This window comes from Acinetobacter sp. ESBL14, from assembly GCF_036668815.1.
Classification (GTDB): Bacteria; Pseudomonadota; Gammaproteobacteria; order Pseudomonadales; family Moraxellaceae; genus Acinetobacter; species Acinetobacter gyllenbergii.
In genome coordinates, this window is sequence record NZ_JAZEVS010000001.1 from 1,231,707 (window position 1) to 1,253,811 (window position 22,105).

Annotated in this window: 20 protein-coding genes; 12 read left to right on the forward strand and 8 right to left on the reverse strand. The window is 40.4% G+C overall.

Annotated features, from left to right (window positions below; genetic code table 11):
- Positions 1-4 precede the first annotated feature (4 nt).
- Together V6E90_RS06050 and V6E90_RS06055 are read right to left on the reverse strand one after the other, a co-directional pair.
- Positions 5-310 carry a Rieske (2Fe-2S) protein gene (locus V6E90_RS06050; RefSeq protein WP_141669874.1) on the reverse strand — a complete coding sequence of 102 codons (306 nt, stop codon included), beginning with the start codon at positions 308-310 and terminating at the stop codon, positions 5-7.
- A gap of 16 nt (positions 311-326) precedes the next feature.
- Positions 327-1,340: an adenosine kinase gene (locus V6E90_RS06055; RefSeq protein WP_332604803.1), complete on the reverse strand. Its 1,014-nt coding sequence runs from the start codon at positions 1,338-1,340 to the stop codon at positions 327-329.
- Between the two features lie 117 nt (positions 1,341-1,457).
- Between V6E90_RS06055 and V6E90_RS06060 the strand changes: the two genes are divergently transcribed.
- The 4 genes from V6E90_RS06060 to V6E90_RS06075 all read left to right on the forward strand — a co-directional run bounded on the left by V6E90_RS06060 (position 1,458) and on the right by V6E90_RS06075 (position 6,700).
- The gene (locus V6E90_RS06060) at positions 1,458-1,907 is read left to right on the forward strand and encodes a GNAT family N-acetyltransferase (protein WP_332604804.1); all 450 of its coding nucleotides are present in this window, start codon (positions 1,458-1,460) and stop codon (positions 1,905-1,907) included.
- A 132-nt stretch (positions 1,908-2,039) separates the two neighbouring features.
- The gene (locus V6E90_RS06065) at positions 2,040-4,979 is read left to right on the forward strand and encodes an insulinase family protein (protein WP_332604805.1); all 2,940 of its coding nucleotides are present in this window, start codon (positions 2,040-2,042) and stop codon (positions 4,977-4,979) included.
- A gap of 23 nt (positions 4,980-5,002) precedes the next feature.
- Positions 5,003-6,172: a phospholipase A gene (locus tag V6E90_RS06070; RefSeq protein WP_262758665.1), complete on the forward strand. Its 1,170-nt coding sequence runs from the start codon at positions 5,003-5,005 to the stop codon at positions 6,170-6,172.
- Positions 6,173-6,700, forward strand: a complete 528-nt coding sequence (locus V6E90_RS06075; RefSeq protein WP_262758664.1) for a peptidase C39 — start codon at positions 6,173-6,175, stop codon at positions 6,698-6,700. It begins immediately after the preceding gene.
- Here the strand turns inward: V6E90_RS06075 and V6E90_RS06080 are convergent.
- The 3 genes from V6E90_RS06080 to ilvA form a co-directional block, all read right to left on the reverse strand.
- A complete protein-coding gene (locus V6E90_RS06080; protein WP_332604806.1) occupies positions 6,688-8,025 on the reverse strand; it encodes a TrkH family potassium uptake protein in 1,338 nt (445 codons plus the stop codon). The genes V6E90_RS06075 and V6E90_RS06080 overlap by 13 nt on opposite strands.
- A gap of 1 nt (position 8,026) precedes the next feature.
- Positions 8,027-8,677: a potassium channel family protein gene (locus V6E90_RS06085; protein WP_016539953.1), complete on the reverse strand. Its 651-nt coding sequence runs from the start codon at positions 8,675-8,677 to the stop codon at positions 8,027-8,029.
- A 179-nt stretch (positions 8,678-8,856) separates the two neighbouring features.
- The gene (gene ilvA, locus V6E90_RS06090) at positions 8,857-10,401 is read right to left on the reverse strand and encodes a threonine ammonia-lyase, biosynthetic (RefSeq protein WP_171068279.1); all 1,545 of its coding nucleotides are present in this window, start codon (positions 10,399-10,401) and stop codon (positions 8,857-8,859) included.
- A gap of 98 nt (positions 10,402-10,499) precedes the next feature.
- Between ilvA and rpiA the strand changes: the two genes are divergently transcribed.
- Both rpiA and V6E90_RS06100 read left to right on the forward strand, forming a co-directional pair.
- Positions 10,500-11,171, forward strand: coding sequence for a ribose-5-phosphate isomerase RpiA (rpiA, locus tag V6E90_RS06095; RefSeq protein ID WP_016539956.1), 672 nt, complete (start codon positions 10,500-10,502; stop codon positions 11,169-11,171).
- Positions 11,171-11,863, forward strand: coding sequence for a M48 family metallopeptidase (locus V6E90_RS06100; protein ID WP_332604807.1), 693 nt, complete (start codon positions 11,171-11,173; stop codon positions 11,861-11,863). Before rpiA ends, V6E90_RS06100 begins: the two co-directional genes overlap by 1 nt.
- 6 nt (positions 11,864-11,869) lie before the next feature.
- Here V6E90_RS06100 and V6E90_RS06105 read toward each other — a convergent pair whose 3' ends face one another.
- Together V6E90_RS06105 and V6E90_RS06110 are read right to left on the reverse strand one after the other, a co-directional pair.
- Positions 11,870-12,481: a CDP-alcohol phosphatidyltransferase family protein gene (locus V6E90_RS06105; protein ID WP_332604808.1), complete on the reverse strand. Its 612-nt coding sequence runs from the start codon at positions 12,479-12,481 to the stop codon at positions 11,870-11,872.
- Positions 12,482-12,673: 192 nt separating this feature from the next.
- Positions 12,674-14,191, reverse strand: coding sequence for a hypothetical protein (locus tag V6E90_RS06110; RefSeq protein ID WP_332604809.1), 1,518 nt, complete (start codon positions 14,189-14,191; stop codon positions 12,674-12,676).
- Positions 14,192-14,465: 274 nt separating this feature from the next.
- On the opposite strand from V6E90_RS06110, the gene argC reads away from it, so the two are divergent.
- The 6 genes from argC to V6E90_RS06140 all read left to right on the forward strand — a co-directional run bounded on the left by argC (position 14,466) and on the right by V6E90_RS06140 (position 20,084).
- Positions 14,466-15,515, forward strand: coding sequence for an N-acetyl-gamma-glutamyl-phosphate reductase (argC, locus tag V6E90_RS06115; protein ID WP_023269623.1), 1,050 nt, complete (start codon positions 14,466-14,468; stop codon positions 15,513-15,515).
- 81 nt (positions 15,516-15,596) lie between these two features.
- Complete coding sequence (locus tag V6E90_RS06120; RefSeq protein WP_004653740.1) at positions 15,597-16,346, forward strand: DUF6776 family protein; 750 nt, start codon at positions 15,597-15,599, stop codon at positions 16,344-16,346.
- 22 nt (positions 16,347-16,368) lie between these two features.
- Positions 16,369-16,782 carry an ATP-dependent Clp protease adapter ClpS gene (clpS, locus tag V6E90_RS06125; RefSeq protein ID WP_171068280.1) on the forward strand — a complete coding sequence of 138 codons (414 nt, stop codon included), beginning with the start codon at positions 16,369-16,371 and terminating at the stop codon, positions 16,780-16,782.
- Between the two features lie 398 nt (positions 16,783-17,180).
- A complete protein-coding gene (locus V6E90_RS06130) occupies positions 17,181-17,480 on the forward strand; it encodes an ATP-dependent Clp protease adaptor ClpS (RefSeq protein ID WP_065342102.1) in 300 nt (99 codons plus the stop codon).
- On the forward strand, positions 17,437-19,722 hold the full coding sequence (gene clpA, locus V6E90_RS06135) for an ATP-dependent Clp protease ATP-binding subunit ClpA (protein WP_004806787.1): 2,286 nt from the start codon (positions 17,437-17,439) through the stop codon (positions 19,720-19,722). Before V6E90_RS06130 ends, clpA begins: the two co-directional genes overlap by 44 nt.
- Complete coding sequence (locus tag V6E90_RS06140; RefSeq protein ID WP_005204046.1) at positions 19,722-20,084, forward strand: YnfA family protein; 363 nt, start codon at positions 19,722-19,724, stop codon at positions 20,082-20,084. Before clpA ends, V6E90_RS06140 begins: the two co-directional genes overlap by 1 nt.
- Positions 20,085-20,134: 50 nt before the next feature.
- Here the strand turns inward: V6E90_RS06140 and V6E90_RS06145 are convergent, their stop codons facing one another.
- Positions 20,135-21,709 carry an ATP-binding cassette domain-containing protein gene (locus V6E90_RS06145; RefSeq protein WP_332604810.1) on the reverse strand — a complete coding sequence of 525 codons (1,575 nt, stop codon included), beginning with the start codon at positions 21,707-21,709 and terminating at the stop codon, positions 20,135-20,137.
- Positions 21,710-22,105: the final 396 nt, after the last annotated feature.

Consider the following 22,105-nt stretch of genomic DNA (forward strand, 5'->3'; position numbering starts at 1 on the left):
GGGCTTAATCAATATAGATACCACCATCTGAGTGGACTTCCAAATTTACTTTTTCAAGGAAATCACCCAAACACGGCCCAGAAATACATTCGCCTGTTTCGACTGAAAAAAGTGCACCGTGCGTAGAGCACTGAATGTATTCTTTATCTTGATCTAAGAATTGATTCTCTAAATACTCAAGTTCAGTTTGTAAATGTGGGCAAACATTTTGATAGGCATAGAAGCTGCCGTCTTTTTGAGTAATAAAAATCGTGGTTCCTTTCATGGTGTCGTATGCACGAGACTCACGCTCAGGAACTTCCTCAGTCATGCAAATCTTTTCCATGTTATGCACATTCCTGTTGAGCTTTTTGAAATTGTTCGAAGAGTTTAGCGTAGTTTTCGACACTTAAACGTGGGCCGAATTGCGCAACGACTTCACTTGAGATCAAAATAGCAAGTTGCGCTGCAGCTTCCAAGCTCAAACCTGCATTAATTGCATATAAAAATGCACCTGAAAATGCATCACCGGCACCATTGGTATCCACAGCTTCAACAGCACGGCCATTCACATGGAAGTGGTGTGCACCATCTACAATCACAGCACCTTTGGCGCCTTGGGTGATCACCACCTGTTTGTTTTTAAAGCTTAGGCTTTCAATCGCCGCTTCAAGGTTATCAGTTTCTGTAAACATTAGTGCTTCTTGTTCATTACAAAACAATAAGTCCACACCATCATCTAATAGTTCTTCTAGACCTTGACGTGCGTATTGCACCATTGCAGGGTCAGACAGCGACAAGGCAATTTTAACACCCTGTGCTTTCGCCAGTTCACGTGCCTGTTTAACTGCAACGCGAGCGGTATCACTGGTTGATAAGTAACCTTCGATATACAGCCATTTTGCAGTGTTAAGTGGTGCAAGGTCGATTTGTTCAGTTGATAATTCAGCGGTAATACCGAGATAAGTTTGCATGGTACGTTCTGAATCTGGGCTGATCAGAACCATACAGGTGCCTGTTACACCTTCACTAATCGATTGCGTTGTGGTTTTGATGCCTGCTTCGTTTAAGCCATCTAAGTAAATTGTACCGAGTTCATCATTGCCCACGCGACAACCATAAAATGCAGTACCACCTAAGGCACTAAATGCAACGGTTGTATTCGCTGCTGAACCACCACTGGCTTGGCCCTTGTAGCTTTGAGTATCTTGTAATTTTTGATATAAATTTGCCTGTGTTTCACCATCGGCCAACTGCATTGTGCCTTTTTGCAACGCATGTTGCGTTAAAAACTCATTTGAAACCTTAAATTCTTGGTCAATGAGTGCATTACCAATTGCAAAAAGATCAACAGTTGCCATGTTTGTCATCACAGTAAAAATCAAAAAGCAAAGTTTACACGAATGCTACGGATTACAGTAGTTTGTTGAAAAAAATTCAGCAAAGTGTTGGGTTGTAAAGAAATGAGGATAATTAAGGTGGGGCAAGATTCATTTAGAATCGAAAGAAGCTTGGAATTGCCTGCGCAAATTGATGAGCTAATTCAATATTCAGAATGTGAGGGGTTTCGCTTCTTAAAGCGATTAAAACAAGATTTTCAATCAGGTGAGAATTGTTTTGATCAGATTGGGGAAGCACTTTTTGTTGTATATGCTCAACATAATGGTTTGATTGCTGTGGGTGGTTTGAATCAAGATCCGTTTGCCGAATCGAAGAGAGTTGGGCGCTTACGTCATTTCTATATCCATCCAATGTACCGTCGTAATAGGGTCGGGACTTATTTGCTGTATTGTATTGAACAATATGCACAAATCTACTTTGATCGGCTTGAGCTATTCACAGACACAATGCAGGCGGCTCATTTTTATCAAACAATGGGGTATCAGCCTATGGTGTCAGCGCACAGTAATTTCTATAAAATTTTCTGAAACGCTATTTTGGCTTAGCCGCTGCATTTTTCTACAAAAATAGAGTAATTTACATGGATATCGATACGTATTCTTCGGTAGACTCTCTATAATCAATTGTAATGAATTTAATAGAGATAAATTGGAGATCACATGACTGTAGATGTTACTGAAAGCATTACTCAAACCACACATCCCGCGTTTCAGCTATTACGTCAACACCATGTAGAAGCACTCGATATTCAAGTTTCAGAATATAAGCACAAAGTGACTGGTGCAGTTCACTACCATTTAGCCACTAGCCATGACGAAAATGTATTCTTGGTGGCATTCCGAACTCAACCGATGGACTCAAAAGGAACGGCACATATTTTAGAACATACAGCACTCTGTGGTTCTGAAAAGTTCCCAGTACGTGATCCGTTCTTTTTGATGATCCGCCGCTCGTTGAATACATTTATGAATGCATTCACAGCAGCGGATTGGACAGCTTATCCTTTTGCAACACAGAATAAAAAAGACTTTCAAAACTTATTGTCGGTGTATTTAGATGCTGCCTTTGCTGCCAATTTAAATCCTTTAGATTTTGCACAAGAAGGGATTCGCATTGAACTGGAAAATGATCAAGCGGTATATAAAGGCGTAGTTTTCAATGAAATGAAGGGTGCAATGAGTTCGCCTTCAGACCAGCTTTACCATCAGTTGGCCTATCATTTATTCCCAGAAACAACCTATCACTATAATTCTGGTGGTGATCCAAAAGATATTCCTGATTTGAGTTATGAGCAATTAGTCGATTTCTATAAAACGCATTATCACCCGAGTAATGCTGTATTTATGACATTCGGTAACCAAAGTGCTTATGATCTACAAGAGCAATTTGAGAAACTAGCACTGCATAAATTCTCACAAGGTACTACCCTGTATTCAACGCCAGAGAAACGTTTGACTGCACCTGTGGAGGTGACTGAAAGCTATGCAGTCGATAGTGAAGATCTAAAAGATAAAACTTATCATGTAATGTCATGGTTATTACCTGAAACCAGCGATATCAAACTACGTTTGGGGATGCGTTTGGTTGAAGGGATTTTATTGGAAAATTCTGCTTCTCCTTTGCGTCAGTATTTAGAAACCTGTGGCTATGCACAATCAACAGGCCCACTCATGGGGGTGGATGATAGTAACTTTGAAATGACCTTCTACTGTGGTGTGCAAGGTTCAAATGCTGAACATGCAGAAACATTTAAAACAGGTGTTTTAGATGTACTAAAAGAGGTTGCCTCTCAACCTGTTGATACAGATTTGGTGGATGCGATCCTGCATCAGATTGAATTGCATCAGCGTGAAATCAATGGTGATGGCACACCGTATGGCTTGAGCTTGATCTTGAATGGTTTAGGTAGCGCGATTCACCACAATGACCCTATTCATGTTTGGGATGTAGATTCAGCGATCGAGCAAGTCAAAGAAGAACTCAAAGATCCAATGTGGTTGTCGAATCTGATTCAAACCCATTTATTGGATAATCCACATCGGGTGCAAATGACTTTAGTTCCTGATGCAACTAAATCTGTGAAAGAACAGCAAGCAGAACAAGCGCGTTTGGCTGAGATTACTGCAAATTTAACTGACGAACAGAAAGTTGAAATTCAGGAAAAAACAGAAGCACTGAAAAAGCGTCAAGATACACCAGATAATCTCGAATTGTTGCCTAAAGTGGGCTTGGAAGATGTGCCAGCAGAATTACAGATTGTACAAGGGCAATTACGCGAGATTATTTGCAATGGGCTAGATACGCCGTTGAATCTTTATCATGCGGGCACCAATGGTATTTACTATCAACAAGTGCTGATTCAGATTCCTGATGAGATCGTACAATCACCTTACTTTAATTTACTCTCAATTCTGATGGGTGAAGTGGGTGCGGGCGAGTATGATTATCTCGAATTGCAGCAAATCCAAACTGCGGTCAGTGGCGGTCTTGGTATGGGGGCATCTTTACGCAGTAAAGTGGATGATAAAGACCGCATTAGTGCGTGGTTAACTTTAACCACCAAGTCATTAACCCAAAAGTTGGATGCAATTCAGCTGCTTAAACTTGCTTTTGAACAACTCCGTTTTGATGAGAAAGATCGCATTATCGAGTTATTACAGCAACGTAAGACCCGTTGGCAGTCACGTTTGTCTGGCTCTGGTCATAGTTATGCGATGCAAGCTGCATCTCGACAAATGAGTGCACTAGCTCGCCGTGATTATCATAATACCGGTTTAGGCGCATTAAATTGGCTTAGTGAGCTCGTTACGAAAATTGATCAGGATGACAGTGCTTATCAAGCCCTAATTGCTGAGTTACAAGCAATTCACCGCAAGTTAATGCAGGCACCAAAACAATTCTTGTTGGTCTGTGAAGAGCATCAATCGGATCGTTTGGTTGAAGAAGTGCAAAACGTTTGGGATAAGCTCGCCGTTGATCAAGCAGCTGTCACTTTGACGCAAGTAGAACAGGTCAATACTTCAGATGATGAAGCATGGTTGATTCAAGCCAATGTTCAATTTTGTGCCTCAGCTTATCAGGCTGTGGATGTCGCACATCCTGATGCAGCACCATTGATGGTATTGGCTGCTTATTTACGCAATGGTTTCTTGCATAGTGCCATTCGTGAAAAAGGTGGTGCGTATGGGGGTGGTGCAAGTTATGATGGCAATGCCTGCTCATTCCGTTTCTATAGCTACCGCGATCCGCGTTTAGCAGAAACGTTTAATGATTTTGAAGCCAGTGTGCAATGGTTGCTTAATACAGAACAACAACCACATCAACTCGAGGAAGCAATTCTTGGGTTGGTTGCAAGTATGGACAAGCCAGGTTCACCAGCTGGGGAAGCAATTACGGCATGTTATGCTTTATTGCATGCACGTACGCCAAAATTCCGCAAAATCTTACGTGAGCGTTTACTGAACGTGAACTTGGATGATTTACAGCGTGTGGCGAAGCAATATCTATTGGCTCAAAAACCTGTGAAAGCCGTGGTTGCGCCATTTGCGAAACGTGAAGAATTGCAGAAACTTGGATTTAATATCCAGCAGGTTAATTAATAAAATAAAAATCGGAGAAATCTATGGCGTTCAAATCTTTTGAACGTAGTCATTTGGAGCTGAGTGTCCTTGCGATACTTGGCTCTTTAGCGACCTCGTTGTCACATGCTGAATCAACAGCACCTACAAGCCCCGCGACCGTTGATGCCTGTGTGGCTTTGGCTGCAAATGCTGAACGTTTAGCATGTTATGATCGCCTGTTTAAAGCGCCGACCATTATTCCAACACAAGCTCAGACAGATGCAGCACCGATACTTGCAGCAGCTACGCCGGTGGTTGAATCCAATGAAAAAGCTGAACCTGAATCTTTGAAAGATAAAGTGGTGCAAAAGGTCAGTGATTTGCATATTTTGGGGGCTGCACCAAAATTTGATCCAAATGTCTCGTTACTTGATCGTCGCTGGGAGCTTTCAGAAGAGAGTAAGTTGGGGGTATGGAATATCCGTGCTTATCAACCCGTTTATTTACTTCCCGTATTTTGGACTAGTGATAAAAATGAGTTTCCAAGCAGTCCAAATCCTGAAAATACGGTTAAAGATAAGCAAGAGTTAACGTCGAGCGAAGCAAAGTTCCAGCTTTCATTTAAGACCAAAGCTTGGGAAAACATTTTTGGTAATAATGGCGATCTCTGGTTGGGCTATACCCAGTCCTCACGTTGGCAGGTTTATAACTCTGAAGAATCACGACCATTCCGTGAGACCAATTATGAACCAGAAGCAAGTTTGATGTTTAGAACCAATTATGAAATTTTAGGTCTAAATGCACGTCTGCTTGGGGTGACTTTGAACCACCAATCCAATGGTCGTTCAGATCCGTTATCTCGTAGCTGGAACCGTGTGATCTTTAATCTTGGTTTTGAAAAAGATAACTTCGCACTCATGTTACGTCCTTGGTATCGAGTAGAAGAAGATGCCAAAGATGACAATAACCCAGACATTAAGGATTATATTGGTCGTGGTGATTTAACTGCGTTTTACCGCAAAGGGAATAATGATTTTTCCTTAATGTTACGTCATTCATTGAAAGGTGGTGATCGTTCGCATGGTGCGGTTCAGTTTGACTGGGCTTTCCCAATTAAAGATAAATTACGTGGTCATTTTCAAGTATTTGATGGCTATGGCGAGAGCTTGATTGATTATAACCACCGAGCAACCTATGTCGGCTTGGGTGTATCTTTAATGAACTGGTACTAAATGAGTTTAAATATTCCAGAATCTCTATTGCAGCTTGAAGCAAATGGTGGCGTCTTTGCACTCTGGTTAATTGTGAAGCAATATCATACCCATGTTGATATTGCTGATCTAATTCGCTTGTCTGGACATGACCAAGAAGATGGGACATATACCATCGCTTTGGCTGTGGCGATGAAGAAATTAGGTTTTGCAGTGTCGTTCTATACGGCGCCTGATCCAAATATTGAGGCAAAAGAGCAGCAAAGTTATCTGGAGGCACAAAATCTCCAGATTCCAATTCAAGCTGCTTTAACATATTCAGAGATTCAACGCGCCTTTGAACAAGGTAACTTTGTCATTGTGTTTTATGACACATTACAAGGGACGGGAAACCAATCCTTGGTTTACTCCATCGACCCGCAAGAAATTAGTTTCTGTGATCATTTTGATGTGATGTCTAAAGCTGTCTTTGAGCAACAACGCCAAGCTGACGGGATCTGTCAGCAAGTAATTGTGATTGAGCAGCCTTTAGAGCATTACCCAATCTGAATATTGGCATTGGCATGTTTTAAGCGGCTCTTCTTCGGTGTTGCAATCAGATAGGCCAGTGTTAAAGGCCCAAGCCGTCCTGTAAACATCAGCAGGCTTAGGACGAATAAACTGCCGTCATGTAACTCTCCTGTCACACCTCTCGAGAGTCCTACTGTGCATGCGGCAGAGACCACTTCAAACATTAAGTCGAGTACATCTAATTTCGGTTCAAGCAAGAAAATAATAAAGCAGCCGACAAAGACCAACATGCCTGTAATCGCGGTTACAGCAAGTGCTTTATAGGTGGTTTCTTGTGACACTGAATGGTTAAAAATACGGATTTCTTCATTACGTCTTAAAAATGAAATCACGCAGAGCAATAAAATCACAAAAGTGCCGACTTTTATGCCGCCAGCTGTACTGAGCGAACCACCCCCAATAAACATAAGTAACATGGTCAGTAAAGCCGTACTATGTTCCATCGAGCCGGTGTCAATGGTATTAAAGCCTGAAGAACGCGGGACGGTGGCTTGAAACCATGCGTTCATGGCTTGTTCACCCAAACTCATTGAGCCAAGGGTAAGTGGATTGTTGGATTCCAAAAGCCAGATCAGCACGAAGGCAACAAGGTTTAATATGGCGATGGTGCTGAGGATCAATTTACTGTTTGCTGTTAACTTGCTCCAGCGTTTATTCTGTTTCACATCAATTAACACCAAAAAGCCGATGCCACCCAAGGTATATAAAATACTGATAGTGAGACAAATCAAATAATGGCTTTGAAAGTTAATCAGACTGTTATCAAATAGGGAAAAACCAGCATTGTTGAAGGCCGAAACACTATAGAAAACCGCATAATACAGTCCCCTGGCAAAACCATACGTAGGGGCGAAGGAGGCCGTTAGGATAATCACGCCAATCAGCTCAAAAAGCAAGGTGTACATGACAACACCCTTGGCAACAAATGTGACTTTGGATAGGCTGGTTTGACCTAAACTATCCTGTGCCATCATCTGTTGTTTTAAACCGAGCTTGGGTGCAAGACTCAATGCCGCCAAAATGGCAAAGGTCATGAAACCTAGGCCGCCAGATTGAATCAGTAAAAGAATAATAAACTGTCCGAGATGATTAAAAGAGTCATTCAGATTGACCACCGATAAGCCTGTAATGGTCACAGCGGAGGTGGCTGTAAATAAGGCATCCATCCAGCTGACATTGCCTTTATTGGCAATCGGCAGTTTCAGTAATATTGTGCCAATAATAATAAAACTGAGAAATCCAATTGCCAGTAAAGAGGGTGGACTGAGGTTAAAAATCTTCTGGGAGTTTATTTTGAGTGCCATATTATGCGAAACATCCTGAAAGTTTTCTAAGATGACTGAGAGAGCCTTCTAGAATCAGAACATCATCCGTTTTTAGCGTGAAATTGGCATCTGTTTCATAGAGAATTTGCTGATCTCGTTTTAATAAAAGTAATTTGATATTGGGTTCTTGTTTTAAGATCCCAGATAAATTCACATTATTGAGATTTTCATTGACTGGAACTTTTACAATGTAGTGATCATCATCCAATGCCATATAGCGACTGACCATCGGATAATTGAGGGCTTGGGCAACGCGAACCCCCATATCCTCTTCAGGATGAATAATTTTACTAACATTTAAATGGGACAGAATAGTGTGATGTGCTTTGGTTTTGGCTTTAACCAAGATTTTTTCCACACCAAGGTTTTTTAGATTTAAAACACAGAGAATACTGGCTTCAATATCTTCACCAATAGCCACGACCACTGCATCACAATTCTGGATATTGAGTTCTTCTAAAACATGTTCATCGGTAGCATCTGCAATCACCGCATGGGTAATCCGGTCAGCAAGACTTTCAACATTGCGTTTGATGGTATCAATACCAATGACATCATGATTAAGTTTGGTCAGTTCTAATGCAACAGTTGCCCCAAAACTCCCTAACCCGATGACTGCAAACTGTGCCATAACTGTCCTTAACTAAATGATAAAAATGTCTTTTTATCCATTTTAAAATGGAATGCTTTTCGATGTGTAATGATTTTGTTTGCGATCACAGATAAAAGATCAAAATCATCAGATAAAAGATCAAAATCATCAGATAAAAATAAAGCCGACATGAGGTCGGCTTTAAGTAATGAGACGGTTTATTTAAGGAAACGTTTGTAACCTGTATTGTCACTGATCTCAGCATAAGGATAAGTAATTTTCTCTAATGTTTCGATCAACCCATCTGGATTTTGTTTTGCATCAGTTGCTTCTAGACCAACAAGAACACGGCCTTCTGCTGCACCATGGTTACGATAATGGAATAGGGTGATATTGTGGGTTGGTCCTAAACGCTCCAAGAAAGTGAGTAATGCACCTGGACGCTCAGGAAACTCAACGCGGAACAAGCGCTCATTTTCAATATTGGCATGACCACCGATCAGATAACGAATATGCAGTTTAGCCACCTCATCGTCAGACAGGTCATCGACTTCATACTGTTGTTTTAGCATCTCATGAATTTCATGGCGCTCTGTTTCACCACCTTTTAAACTGATACCCACAAAGACCTGAGCCAGTTTACTTGCGCTGGCACGGTAGTTAAATTCAGTAATATTACGACCTTGTAGCGCACGACAGAAGTTCAGGAACGCGCCTTTTTGCTCAGGAATCGTCACTGCATAAATAGCTTCACGACGTTCACCTAATTCAGTACGTTCAGCAATATAGCGTAAACGGTCAAAGTTCATGTTGGCACCACACACGATCGAGACCATGTTCTTGCCAGTTAATTGGTGTTCTGCCACATACTTTTTGATACCCGCTAAGGCCATTGCACCTGATGGTTCAACAATGCTGCGGTTTTCATCAAAGGTATCTTTGATTGCTGCACAGATTTCATCAGTATTTACAGTGACAATATCAGGGTCAACAATTGGACCTGAGTTGTCTGATTTGCGTAGACGGATAATCTCGAATGGTAATTCACCAATTTGTGCCACCGCTGTGCCATCAGCAAACAAACCGACATGCGGTAGCACTACGCGCTCATTGGTTTCGAGTGCAGCTTTTAAGCAAGCTGATTCTTCATATTCAACACCAATCACTTTAACGTGTGGTGCAACTTCACCTAAATAAGCTGCAACACCTGCAATAAGCCCGCCGCCGCCGACAGCTACAAAGACATATTCAACATCACGCCACTGACGTAATAATTCATTGGCAATGGTACCTTGACCCGCAATCACCAGTTCATCGTCATAAGGGGGAATAAACACTAAGCCTTCATCTTCGGCACGTTGTTTTGCGTATTTGTTGGCAACGTCGAAGCTATCGCCATGGAGTACAACTTGACCACCCAAGCTTTTCACGGCCTGTACTTTAATATCTGGCGTGGTGCTTGGCATAACGATAATGGCATGAATGCCTAATTTTTTTCCAGATAGCGCAACGCCTTGGGCATGGTTGCCGGCAGATGCGCAAATTACACCACGATCAAGTTGGTCTTTCGGAAGTTGGCTAATACGGTTATAAGCACCGCGTAGCTTAAAAGAGAAAACAGGTTGTAAATCTTCACGTTTAAATCGAATGTTATTATTAATTTTTTGACTAATTCGTGGAGCTGCTTCAAGCGGTGTTTCAATCGCAACATCGTAAACCGTTGCTTGTAAAATTTGTCGTACCACACGAGACAGCATGTTCATCTTCCCTATAACAGTTTAAAATAGGCAATCATTGTAGCAAACCCCTGTGCATTTGCGCTGTTTTCTTGCAGCAAATGTCAAAATAGTTGAGTGAAGTCATGAGTCTATATGCAAGCCAAGATGAAAAGAAACAAGCTGCGGCCAAAGCAGCTTTGAAACATTTGCCTAAAGGCGGCATTTTGGGCGTAGGAACAGGAAGTACCGTTAATTTTTTAATTGATTTATTACCTGAATTGCAATTAGAAGCAGCAGTCGCAAGTTCAAATGCAACCGCAGAGCGTTTACAAAAGCTCGGGATTGAAGTGGTTGATATGAACTCAGTGGGTGGGTTAGATGCCTACGTGGATGGCGCTGATGAAATTGACCGCCATATGCATATGATCAAAGGTGGTGGTGCTGCATTAACCCGTGAAAAAATTGTGGCGTCTATTGCAAAGAAATTTGTATGTATCGTGGATGACTCAAAATGGGTGGATCAATTAGGGCGTGATTTTCCGCTTCCTGTTGAGGTCATTCCAATGGCGCGTTCTGCAGTTGCTCGTAAGATTGTTGCTTTAGGGGGTGATCCTGTTTACCGTGAAGGCGTAGTAACGGACAACGGTAATGTCATTTTAGATGTTTTTAATCTGAATATTTTAAATGCACTTGAATTGGAGAGAACACTGAATAATATTCCTGGTGTAGTGACCAATGGTATTTTTGCCTTGAATCCAGCAACGATCGCGGTTGTTGCCACGGATAATGGTATTGAAGAGCGTACAGCACAATAATGCAATTAGTTTCATTAGAAACGCTGTTACCTGAAATTAAAGTTGTTCGACATGCAAGGGCGAGAAATTTGCGCTTGCGTGTTGAGCCAACAGGTATTCGTCTCACTGTTCCTTTATTCTGTAGTAAAAGACAGATTCAGCAATTTTTGCATCAATCAGAACTATGGTTAATCGAGACATGGGCTAAACAACAACAGCAATTTAATCAAGTTGCGGTATTTCCTGAACAACTGACTTTATTTTTTCATACACAAGCATTTCAAATTATTCCGCAACAGCAACGTCATATTTTTAAATTTGATTTTGATCAACACATTATCTGGATAAGAGGTGAACAGTCAGAACAGGCTTTGCAAGCAGCCGTTTTGGCCTATGCAAAGCAGTTTTTGACTGAATATTTGGCTCAAGTGAGTCAACAAATTAGCTTGCCATATCAGCAATGTAGTATTCGAAAACCCAAAACTCGTTGGGGAAGTTGTAGTTCCAAACACGACATCATGTTAAATGCCGCATTGGTACTCATGCCTGAGCACATTGTACGATCTGTTTGTGTCCATGAGTTGGTACATACCAAGCATTTTGATCATAGTGCAGCATTTTGGCATGAGGTTGAAAAGCACGATGCCCACTATCTTGAGCATCGAAAACAATTGAAACAGACGCAATTGCCCAATTGGTATTATAAAAAATAGTATTGCTTAGCCATTAAAGAGACGATTTTTTTGGACGGCTAAGCCTTTACGGATACGTAATGCTTGTTTCAGACTGGGTACATCATTTTGCCACTGTTTGAGTGCCAAAATAATAGCGATGATCTCGACCCGTGTCAGAATACCCAACCCAAACATAATCCAGAATAAAATTTGACTGTGGCCTGTGAGTGTCACTTGTACCAACAAGGCAAAGAGAAATAAGGTCCAAATTTTTGCGCCAATACTATGTGTGGCCACTTCTTTACGGAACTTAATCAAGCTAACCATATAAATCGCCACTTCAAATAAAATCAGAATCAGAATCGGCCAAATGTATTGTTTAAAAAAATCAGGTTGTTGTAAGTAAATTGATGCAATTGCACAAATAAAGAAAATTTGATCAATATTGGAGTCTAAGCGACGCAATTTTTCATCGGATACGCCCAAGTGTCTTGCAATGATGCCATCAAAGATATCACTGATAAGTCCCAGTGTTAAAAATAGCACAGTATAAATAGGGAAGAATTGAGGCTGTAGCAGGGTCACAATGACGATGAGAAAACCCAAGAGGAGTCTGGAATAAACAAGTAAAGTTGGAATTTGATACTTTAAAGACATTAAACAGGATTAATAAAAAGATTTGATAAGAGTATAGCAGTGGTCATTGAATATCAGGGTGGCAAATACATATTTCATGAAACAAAAAAGTCTGTTGTATTGAATACAAATACTCAGATTATTTTTCATACTGCAATAGCGTGATTTTGCAAGCAATGGCATCACTGTTCCATTGCTTGCACGGTCTAAGTCTTAGAAATTGCACTGTAACTGGGTTGTTTGCAATTGATCTGGTGCTTTGCGACTATCTAAACCAGCGCTTGCACTTAATACCTGATTTGCTTTTACTTTCACTTGGATAAAAGTATATTGCAGTGTGCTATTGTTTGGCTCGGCAGAACTACTGTTAAGTAAATATTCGAAATTATCTTTGTTTACCTGCAATAAGTTATCAGTACTGTCAGCATCTAGTTTTGAGCTATAAGTTCTTCCATCTTTGATGAGCTCTAAGTTTCCATCCCCGCGAATATTGAGTTGACAGTTACTGTTTGGGTCTTTGTAATTTCCAATTAAGTATTCAATCGAGGGTAAGTTTGCGTTGACAATATTAATTCCTGTAATGCCTTGTTTGCAGGGGTAAATAGAGCCGTGACAGGTTGCAGTCGTGTCAGAAAAACCTACGGCACGGCGATAATCACCAGCACCAATGACTCGGAAGGCATTTGCTGCATTACCTGTAGGGCCATTTCCAGCATAGGACTTTTGTTGTAACAGGGCATAGGCTTGAGGGTTTAATGCAGCTTGGTTAAAAGTATCTGCTAACTGTAGTACAGCTTGTTTTAACGAGGTTGCAAACGTGTCTCTTGCGTTCTTTTGATTTGCTGCAATAAATACCAAGTTATTTTTAGATGGGTCAATATTATCTGGTGTTGGAATCACCAAAGAGGTAAGAGTGTTTTGATCCCCACGTATTTTTTTAGCATCAAGATAACCATCTTTTAAGTCAACGGCTAAGTTCTTGGTAAATTCAGCGAAGTTATTGTTAGGGTATAAGTTGGCCCATTGCTGCATAAAACCAAAACTGAGATAACTATTGATGTATAAGTTTGACTTTAAAGTTGCATTTACCGGTGAAAGAACATTGAGAAGATACGATGGATTTAGATTAGGGATATCCAACTGATAAAAAGCACTGGTCAGTGCTGTATTTACATCGGCGGTTGCTAGATTTAATTGTAATGCACTAATTTGTGTTGGGTTAACATTGATATCTGTCGGGAGTACCCCAGAACGAACTAACGCGCGTTGATAAATAGCTTCTGAGTTAGGATTGATATAAATCGTTTGTGTAAGATTACTGGTATTGACTTCAATCAAACTATGCAAAGTCATAGAAACATTTTGATATTGATAGTTCTGAAAGTCATAAATTGATGAGTTAGGGGTGGTCGAAATTTCTATGCGATATAAACGTTCTTTATCTAGCGTCCGGGGTAATGTGATATTGATCTCTGATGTGGTACTTAAGTTTTGTTCTAGAACCAGTGTGTTATCAAAATTATCGAATACTTTTAGTACAACATCTCGCATCTCAATAGCAGCTTTGATATTGAAACTCTTTGGCTTCGGTTCTTGCACTGTTGGGGTGGTCTCTATGTCTGCTTTACTTTCACCGCTTCCACAGCCAATTAATGCAGAGCTGAGTAGAAGTGTACTTAGCCCTAAGCAGATATGATGATGTAATCTTTGTTTTGACATCAAAGAAGGCATTCCAGCTCTCCAAAAAATTTTGCATCCATGAAATTTATTATTACCGCAATTTTTTTATTCTATTCGAATAGTGAAATGATTCAATAGTATTTCTTGACCAATGGTAGAATCAATTCAAATATAATCCGTTTATTTGTATCCAATTATAGTTTTTTCACTGCATAAGGATGATGGATTGTCCTGTTATTTTCTTAAATGTTAGGCACTTGAAGATTGTGTAAAATGGGGCAAACTGCCATACTATTTATCTAATTGAACGCTTGAGGTGTCACACGTGATTTCTGTTGGTATTGTTGGTGGAACTGGATACACTGGGGTTGAGCTATTACGTCTTTTATTAAGACATTCACAAGTTCAGGTTCGTATTCTCACTTCTCGTACAGAAGCAGGAAAGCGTGTTGCAGATATGTTCCCAAGTCTACGTGGACATACAACACTCGAATTTTCTGATTTGGATTTAGATCAATTAGCACAATGTGATGTGGTGTTTTTTGCAACGCCACATGGTGTTGCAATGCAACATGCTGAAAAATTGATTGCTACAGGTACAAAAGTAATTGATCTTGCAGCTGATTTTCGTTTGCAAGACTTGGTTCAGTTTGAAAAATGGTATGGGATGCAACATAGTTGTCCAGCCATCTTAAAAGATTCTGTTTATGGTTTAACTGAGTTAAATCGTGAGAAGATCAAGCAAGCACAAGTGATTGGTAATCCAGGTTGTTACCCAACGACTGTGCAATTAGGTTTAGCTCCATTACTTAAAAATGCAGACCAACTGATTCAAACACAAAGTATTATTGTAGATGCGAAGTCTGGGGTGTCTGGAGCGGGGCGTAAAGCAAGTCTCGGTATGATATACAGTGAAAATGCTGATAATTTTAAGGCTTATGGCGTCGCTGGGCATCGTCATCATCCAGAGATTGTTGAAGCACTTGAAAATATTTCGGGGCAGAAAGGACAGTTCGATCAGCTTATTTTTGTGCCGCATCTCGTGCCGATGATTCGTGGCATGCTGAGTACGATTTATGTTGACTTAACCGAACAAGGTCAGCAGCTTGACTTACAAGCACTTTACGAAGATTTTTATAAAGAAGAGCGCTTTGTTGATGTCATGCCTGCAAATAGTTCTCCAGAAACACGTAGTGTTCGTGGTGCGAATGAGCTCAGAATTGCGCTCTACCGCCCACAACCGAATAAACTGATTATCTTGGTTGCTCAAGACAATCTAGTCAAAGGTGCTGCAGGTCAGGCGATTCAAAATATGAACTTAATGTTTGGTTTTGATGAGGCTGCAGGCTTGGAAGGTATTGGTTTATTACCATAAAAAACGCTTTTTTACTTCACACACATTTAAATTTCGATTTTAATGTGTGCTTTGATGCAGATCATAACGATAGAGATGATGATGGAAAACGTTGAACCGACTACTTCACCAGACAGTTCCGTTGAAAAAAATAAATTCTTAAAAACGAATTTACCTTTGATTATTGGTGCTACTGTGCTTATCGGTAGTAGTTTTTTGCTTGGTTATACTGTCGGCCACCGTCAAGGTTTAACAGTGGTTGGTTATGATGCAGATGCTGAACAGTTGGTAGACGTTGTTCAGAAACAAAAGACGGCATTGGATTCAGTCAGCAAAAGTTTGAATGCTGCGGTTCAAGAGCGTGATATGGCTGTGGGTAATGCAGATGACTTATTCAAGGCAGTGAATCAAGCCAATGCGGATAAGACCCAATTTGAGGGGATGAATGCGATTTATCGTGATATTTTGAGACAACGTGGTGGTGTAAGCTTAACCATTCAAAATATGGCAATTAAATCTTTACCTGAAAATGCCTTTGAATATCAGATTGATCTTGTTCAAGTCAGTCCAAATAAGCGCCGAGCTTCTGGTTCGGTTGAATTGCGCTTAATCAAAGATACTGAAATTTTAGTTGTGCCTTTAGAAGATAAAAACTTCAATTTTGATGATTTTGAGCGTCTAACCGGGCGTTGGACAATGCCTAAAGGGTTTACACCACAATTCATTGAAGTTCGTTTAACAGGATCTGGTACGCCTGTAATCAAACGTTTTAGCTGGCAACGTGGTAAGCCTGTAGATGTAGGTTCTGCTTTTGTGTCAGAAATTCCTCAAGCCGAAGCAAACGCCCAATAATTTTTTAGATTAAGAACCCAATATGCGAAGATACAAACGTCAGATGAATTTAAGTGAAGTGAAAAACTCTTTTCATCAATCAGGTTATGTCGATTGGCACTTAAATCCACGTTTAAGTGATTCGCAAGAGGATCATGAAGGTGAGGTGGTTGTACAAACTGCCCCACCAGAGTTAAAACGGCCGCCTTTATATGCGGTTGTGCTTATGAATGATGATTACACACCAATGGACTTTGTGATTGAAGTCCTACAAAGTTTCTTTTCTATGGATTTTGATCAGGCCAGTCAGGTCATGTTAACAGTTCATTATGAAGGTAAAGGTACTGCTGGTATTTACCCACGTGATATTGCTGAAACCAAAGCGAATCAAGTGAATAATTATGCCCGTTCGCAAGGCCATCCGTTGTTGTGTCAGATCGAACCTGAGCAGCGTTAAGAAAAGCAACGCTTTTTAGCTGCGCAAGACGAACAGCCATGCTGTGAGTGAAAGCGTTAAGAAAAGCAACGCTTTTTAGCTGCGCAAGACGAACAGCCATGCTGTGAGTGAAAGCGTTAAGAAAAGCAACGCACTTGCGGAATGTTATTTCTCATGCGCAAGACCTTGCGCCATGAGGTGGCTCATATGCTATGGGTGAAATAGTACATACGTTGTTCATAAAAGTATAAAGTCTGGCCTTTCGATTCGATGTATATATCAATGTATATCTTGTTTTGTGCTAAAAACATGAAACAATATACTGAGTATCAATATATTAAACTTATGAATGATTTGTTAGGCTTTAAGCAAGATCATGCAGTATTACAATTTTTCATAGATTTAATATTGTTTCATAAATGAATAACAAGTTCGCTGACTTTTTGAACGATTGGATCAGTCTAATTCTCTTTGTAATTGAATTTTTACAACAATACTTTGTTTTGAATCTTGACCAAGATAGTCAACTAATGCTAACAGTAGATTATGAAGCAAAGAGACTTGTAGACGTATATCCAATCACGATTACAGAAGCTCAGCAGATCAAGTCAATAATTCGCTTTTTCATTAAAAGATTTTCTTTTTTTGACAGAGCCCAAGATATAAGGGGGTTACATGCTCAGTCGTCAATTAGAAGTATCGTTACGTTTGGCTGTTAGCATGGCTCGTCAAAAGAGACATGAGTTTCTGACAGTTGAACATTTGTTGCTTGCCTTGCTTGATAATGATTCTGCCGTAAATGCATTAAAAGCATGTGGTGCAGACATCGTTACTTTGCGTAAAGAACTAGAGGAATATGTAGAGCAACATACCCCAAAACTTGGTGATAATAGTGAACAGGCCCCTCATCCAACTGAGAGCTTTGATCGAATTTTGCAACGTGCAATTTTCCATGTTCAATCGAGCGGTGGTGACCGCACAGTTGAGGGTGCAGATGTTCTAGTCGCGATGTATTCAGAGCGAGATTCATTCGCGGTTTATTTGCTTAAACGTCATCAAATTAATCGTTTAACTTTGACTCAATACCTGTCACATGGCACACGTAAAGATGAGATTCAAGTTGAGGAAGAGGTTGAAGATATTGAAGGTGAAAGTGCTGCTTCAGCAAATGCTGGACCACTTGAGCAATATACACTGAACTTAAATATCGAAGCACAAAAGGGTAAAACAGATCCTTTAATTGGCCGTGAAAAAGAAATTGAGCGTGCGGCTCAGATTTTATGTCGTCGTCGTAAAAACAATCCACTTTTAGTGGGTGACCCAGGTGTGGGTAAAACGTCGATTGCTGAAGGTTTGGCATGGTTAATCGTCAATGGTAAAGCACCTAAACCACTTGCCAATGCTGAAGTCTATAGCTTGGACATTGGTGCTTTGGTTGCAGGGACTAAATATCGTGGTGACTTTGAGAAGCGTTTAAAACAATTGTTAAATGCTTTGAAAAAGAATCCAAATGCGATCTTATTCATTGATGAAATTCATATGATTATTGGTGCAGGCTCAAGCATGGGTAGTACCATGGATGCATCGAATTTGATTAAACCTGCTTTGGCCAATGGCAGTCTACGTTGCATTGGTTCAACAACTTTTCAAGAGTATCGCCAGGTATTCGAGAAAGACCATGCTTTATCGCGTCGTTTCCAGAAAATTGACGTGAACGAGCCAAGTATCAATGAAACGATTGAAATTTTACGTGGCTTGAAAAACAAGTTCGAAGATTTCCATCATGTTGAATACGATGACAAAGCATTAGTTGCTGCAGTTGAATTGTCAGCTAAATTTATCAATGATCGTTTCTTGCCAGATAAAGCAATTGATGTCATTGATGAAGCTGGGGCTCAACGTCGTCTAAAAGCTGAAGTTGATGGCACAACCATCTCAGTTGAGAATATCGAAGACATCGTTTCTAAGATTGCGCGTATTCCGCCGAAAACTGTGTCTAAAGATGACAAGTCTGTACTTGAGAATCTAGAGCGTGATCTTAAACGTGTGGTATTTGGTCAAGATGAAGCGATTACAGCACTTGCATCCGCGATCAAATTATCTCGTGCAGGCTTAAAAGCACCAGATAAACCAGTGGGTAGTTTTGTTTTTGCTGGTCCAACAGGTGTGGGTAAAACCGAAGTTACTAAACAACTGGCTAAATTGCTAGGCGTAGAGTTGGTTCGTTTCGATATGTCTGAATATATGGAGCGTCATGCGGTTTCTCGCCTGATTGGTGCGCCTCCAGGTTATGTTGGTTATGATCAAGGCGGTTTGCTAACCGATGCGATTCATAAAAATCCGCATTGTGTATTGTTGCTAGATGAGATTGAAAAAGCGCATCCAGATGTATTCAACTTGTTATTACAAGTCATGGATCATGGTGCTTTGACTGACAATAATGGTCGTAAATCTGATTTCAGAAATGTGATTATTGTGCTCACCACCAATATTGGTGCAGAAAGTATTGTCCGTGCAAGTATTGGTTTCACTGAACAAGATCACAGCGCAGATAACCAAGATGCAATGAAACGCGCATTCTCACCTGAATTCCGTAACCGTTTGGATGGTGTGATTCAATTTAAAGCACTTCCGACGACAATCATCGATTCAGTGGTAGACAAATTCTTAACCGAGTTGCAAGCACAACTCGATGAGAAACAAGTGGTACTTGATGTTGATCAAAGTGCTCGTGACTGGTTGTCAGCCAATGGTTATGACCGTCTCATGGGTGCTCGTCCTATGCAACGCCTGATCCAAGAGCATTTGAAAAAGCCATTAGCTGAGATGATTCTGTTTGGTGAACTTGCTGAGCATGGTGGTAATGTTGCAGTTTCTGTGAAAACAGAGAATGGCAAAGACGTTGGCTTGAAGTTGGAAGTCTTTGAAGACCATATTAACCCGAGTGCTGAACCTGCTTAATGTTTGAATTGTCTTTTTCAATAACCCAAGTACTTAAAGTATTTGGGTTATTTTTCGTCACAGCAATTGCTGAAATTCTTGGTTGTTATTTTCCTTATCTTATTTTGAATCAAGGAAAATCACATTGGTTGTGGATTCCGACTGCTTTAAGCTTAGCGGTTTTTGTTTGGTTGCTGACTTTGCACCCTGCAGCATCAGGTCGTATTTATGCGGCTTATGGTGGGATCTATATTTTTACTGCCTTATTGTGGCTGCGTTATGTTGATCAAGTGATGCTGACACGTTGGGATATTCTAGGTGGTCTTGTGGTTTTATGCGGAGCGGGCTTAATCATTTTGCAGCCGCAAGGTTTAGTGCGTTAAGGATTCAGCATGATACGCATTGTGATCATGCTGAATACATCATTTAAAGATTAACTTAGTAAATAACTTGTTTTGATCCCGCATGCTTCAACAAAAGTTTCGTCATGTGACACCAGTATCACAGCACCATTAAAAGAACGAATGGCTTGAGCCAGCAGCTGGCGAGATTCAATATCGAGATGATTTTCGGGTTCATCTAAAAATAACAGTTCAACTGCTTGTTGCTTTAAGGCAAGCAAGGCAACTTTTAAACGTTCGCCACCACTTAAATTTCTTAAAGCGCTAAGGGCTTTATCTCGACGGATTTGTAAGTTCCCGAGGAGAGTACGTGCTTGTTGCTCAGTCAGATTTGAATCAATTTCACATAAATATTCTAGGGCTGAAATAGTGTCATCAAGTAGCGAAAACCTCTGGTCAAGATAAGTAGAAGTTACTTTGCAATAAACCTCACCTGTAAGTGGTGGAATTAAACCTTGAAGAGTTTTCAATAAGGTTGATTTGCCAGTTCCATTTGCGCCACGTAAATGCAATTTTTCTCCAGCCGTAATTGCAAGATCAATCGGTTGTGTCTTCGCATAAGCGAGTTGTAATTGGTGACAACGTAAGATTTCTCCTGACTTTCTGGCTGTAAGTGCAAATTCGAAAGACTGGGTTTTAAGATGTTCCAGTTGAGTTTGCTTCTGTTGCAGTTCATCTTTTGCATCTGCAAGCTGTTTGATTTGTTGTTTACGCAGATGGGCCTGAGACTGCTCTGACTGTTCCTTTTTAGCATCCAATAAGATAGGGGCTTGCGAACCAGAAGCTCTTAGCTTTTCACCTGCTTTTTGACGTTTCTGCGCTTTCATCTGGCTGTGATGTTGCTGTTCTTTCAGTTGTTTTAACTCACGCTTTTCTTGCTGTACTGCGTGTGATAATGCGTCGACTTGTAACTGATGCTGCTGCTGATATAGCGCATAATTGCCACCGTAATAATGTAGCCCTAGCTGATTTAAAGAAAAAATACCCTGTACATGAGACAGCAGTTGTCGATCATGGCTGATTATCAACCCGCCTGTAGGGTGTTGAGACATTTGCTGGATCAACCATTCACGACCCTGTGTATCTAAGTGATTACTGGGTTCATCCAGTAATAGATAATGATCTTTGAGTAGAAATAAGCGGCATAGTGCGAGTTTGGTTTTTTGACCTTCACTCAAATGCTGAGTAGGCGTATTAAGATCTATGGGTAAACCCGCACTTTGCAAAAGCTGCTGCCATTCCATAGGTAAATGCCATAGATGTTCAACTTGATCATAATCGGCAAAAGATGCAGTGCCTTGTCGGATACGTTCAAAGCATCCGTTTAAATTATCAATATGCAAAGCTTGAGCGATTGTATCTGCTTGTACACGCTGGTGCTGGGCCAGATATTGATGTGGAGTTTGCCAAGTGATCTGACCTGAGTAGGGTAACGCTGTTGTCATTTGCGCTTGCAGAATAGACATCAGCAATGATTTGCCCTGACCATTGCGCCCGATCAATCCGGTGAACTGATGCAGGGGAAGTTGAAAACTCAGATGCTCAAACAGTTTTTGCTGTGCTAACTCAAGGGATAGGTTGGAAATAATACATGCCTGTTGGGTCATATGAAACCTCATAAACAGGATATGCAAAATAGAGAGATCGAGATAAGTTTTAGAATAAAGAAGCGCTAAACGATAGCTAAGTCTATTTTGCACATCAAAAAGAAAAATGAACTTTGATGATGGAAATAGAACTTACTTCATTGGCGTAATCTCAAATTGGTTTATTTTTACACTATTCTATGGGGGAACTGGCGAAAGGTCAAACTTTAAGGTTTTGAAGATAGGAATAAAAAAATATAAAAAGTGCTTGTCAAATGCTGAAATAGTGCGTAATTTAATAGTTAGACACCGTTTTTTAGATATTTGAAATAAATATGTTAAAGCATACTGTAAACACCAACGCATACTTTTACTTTTGGCAATATTGATCGTTGCCTGATGCGTTTCGGGCAGCAA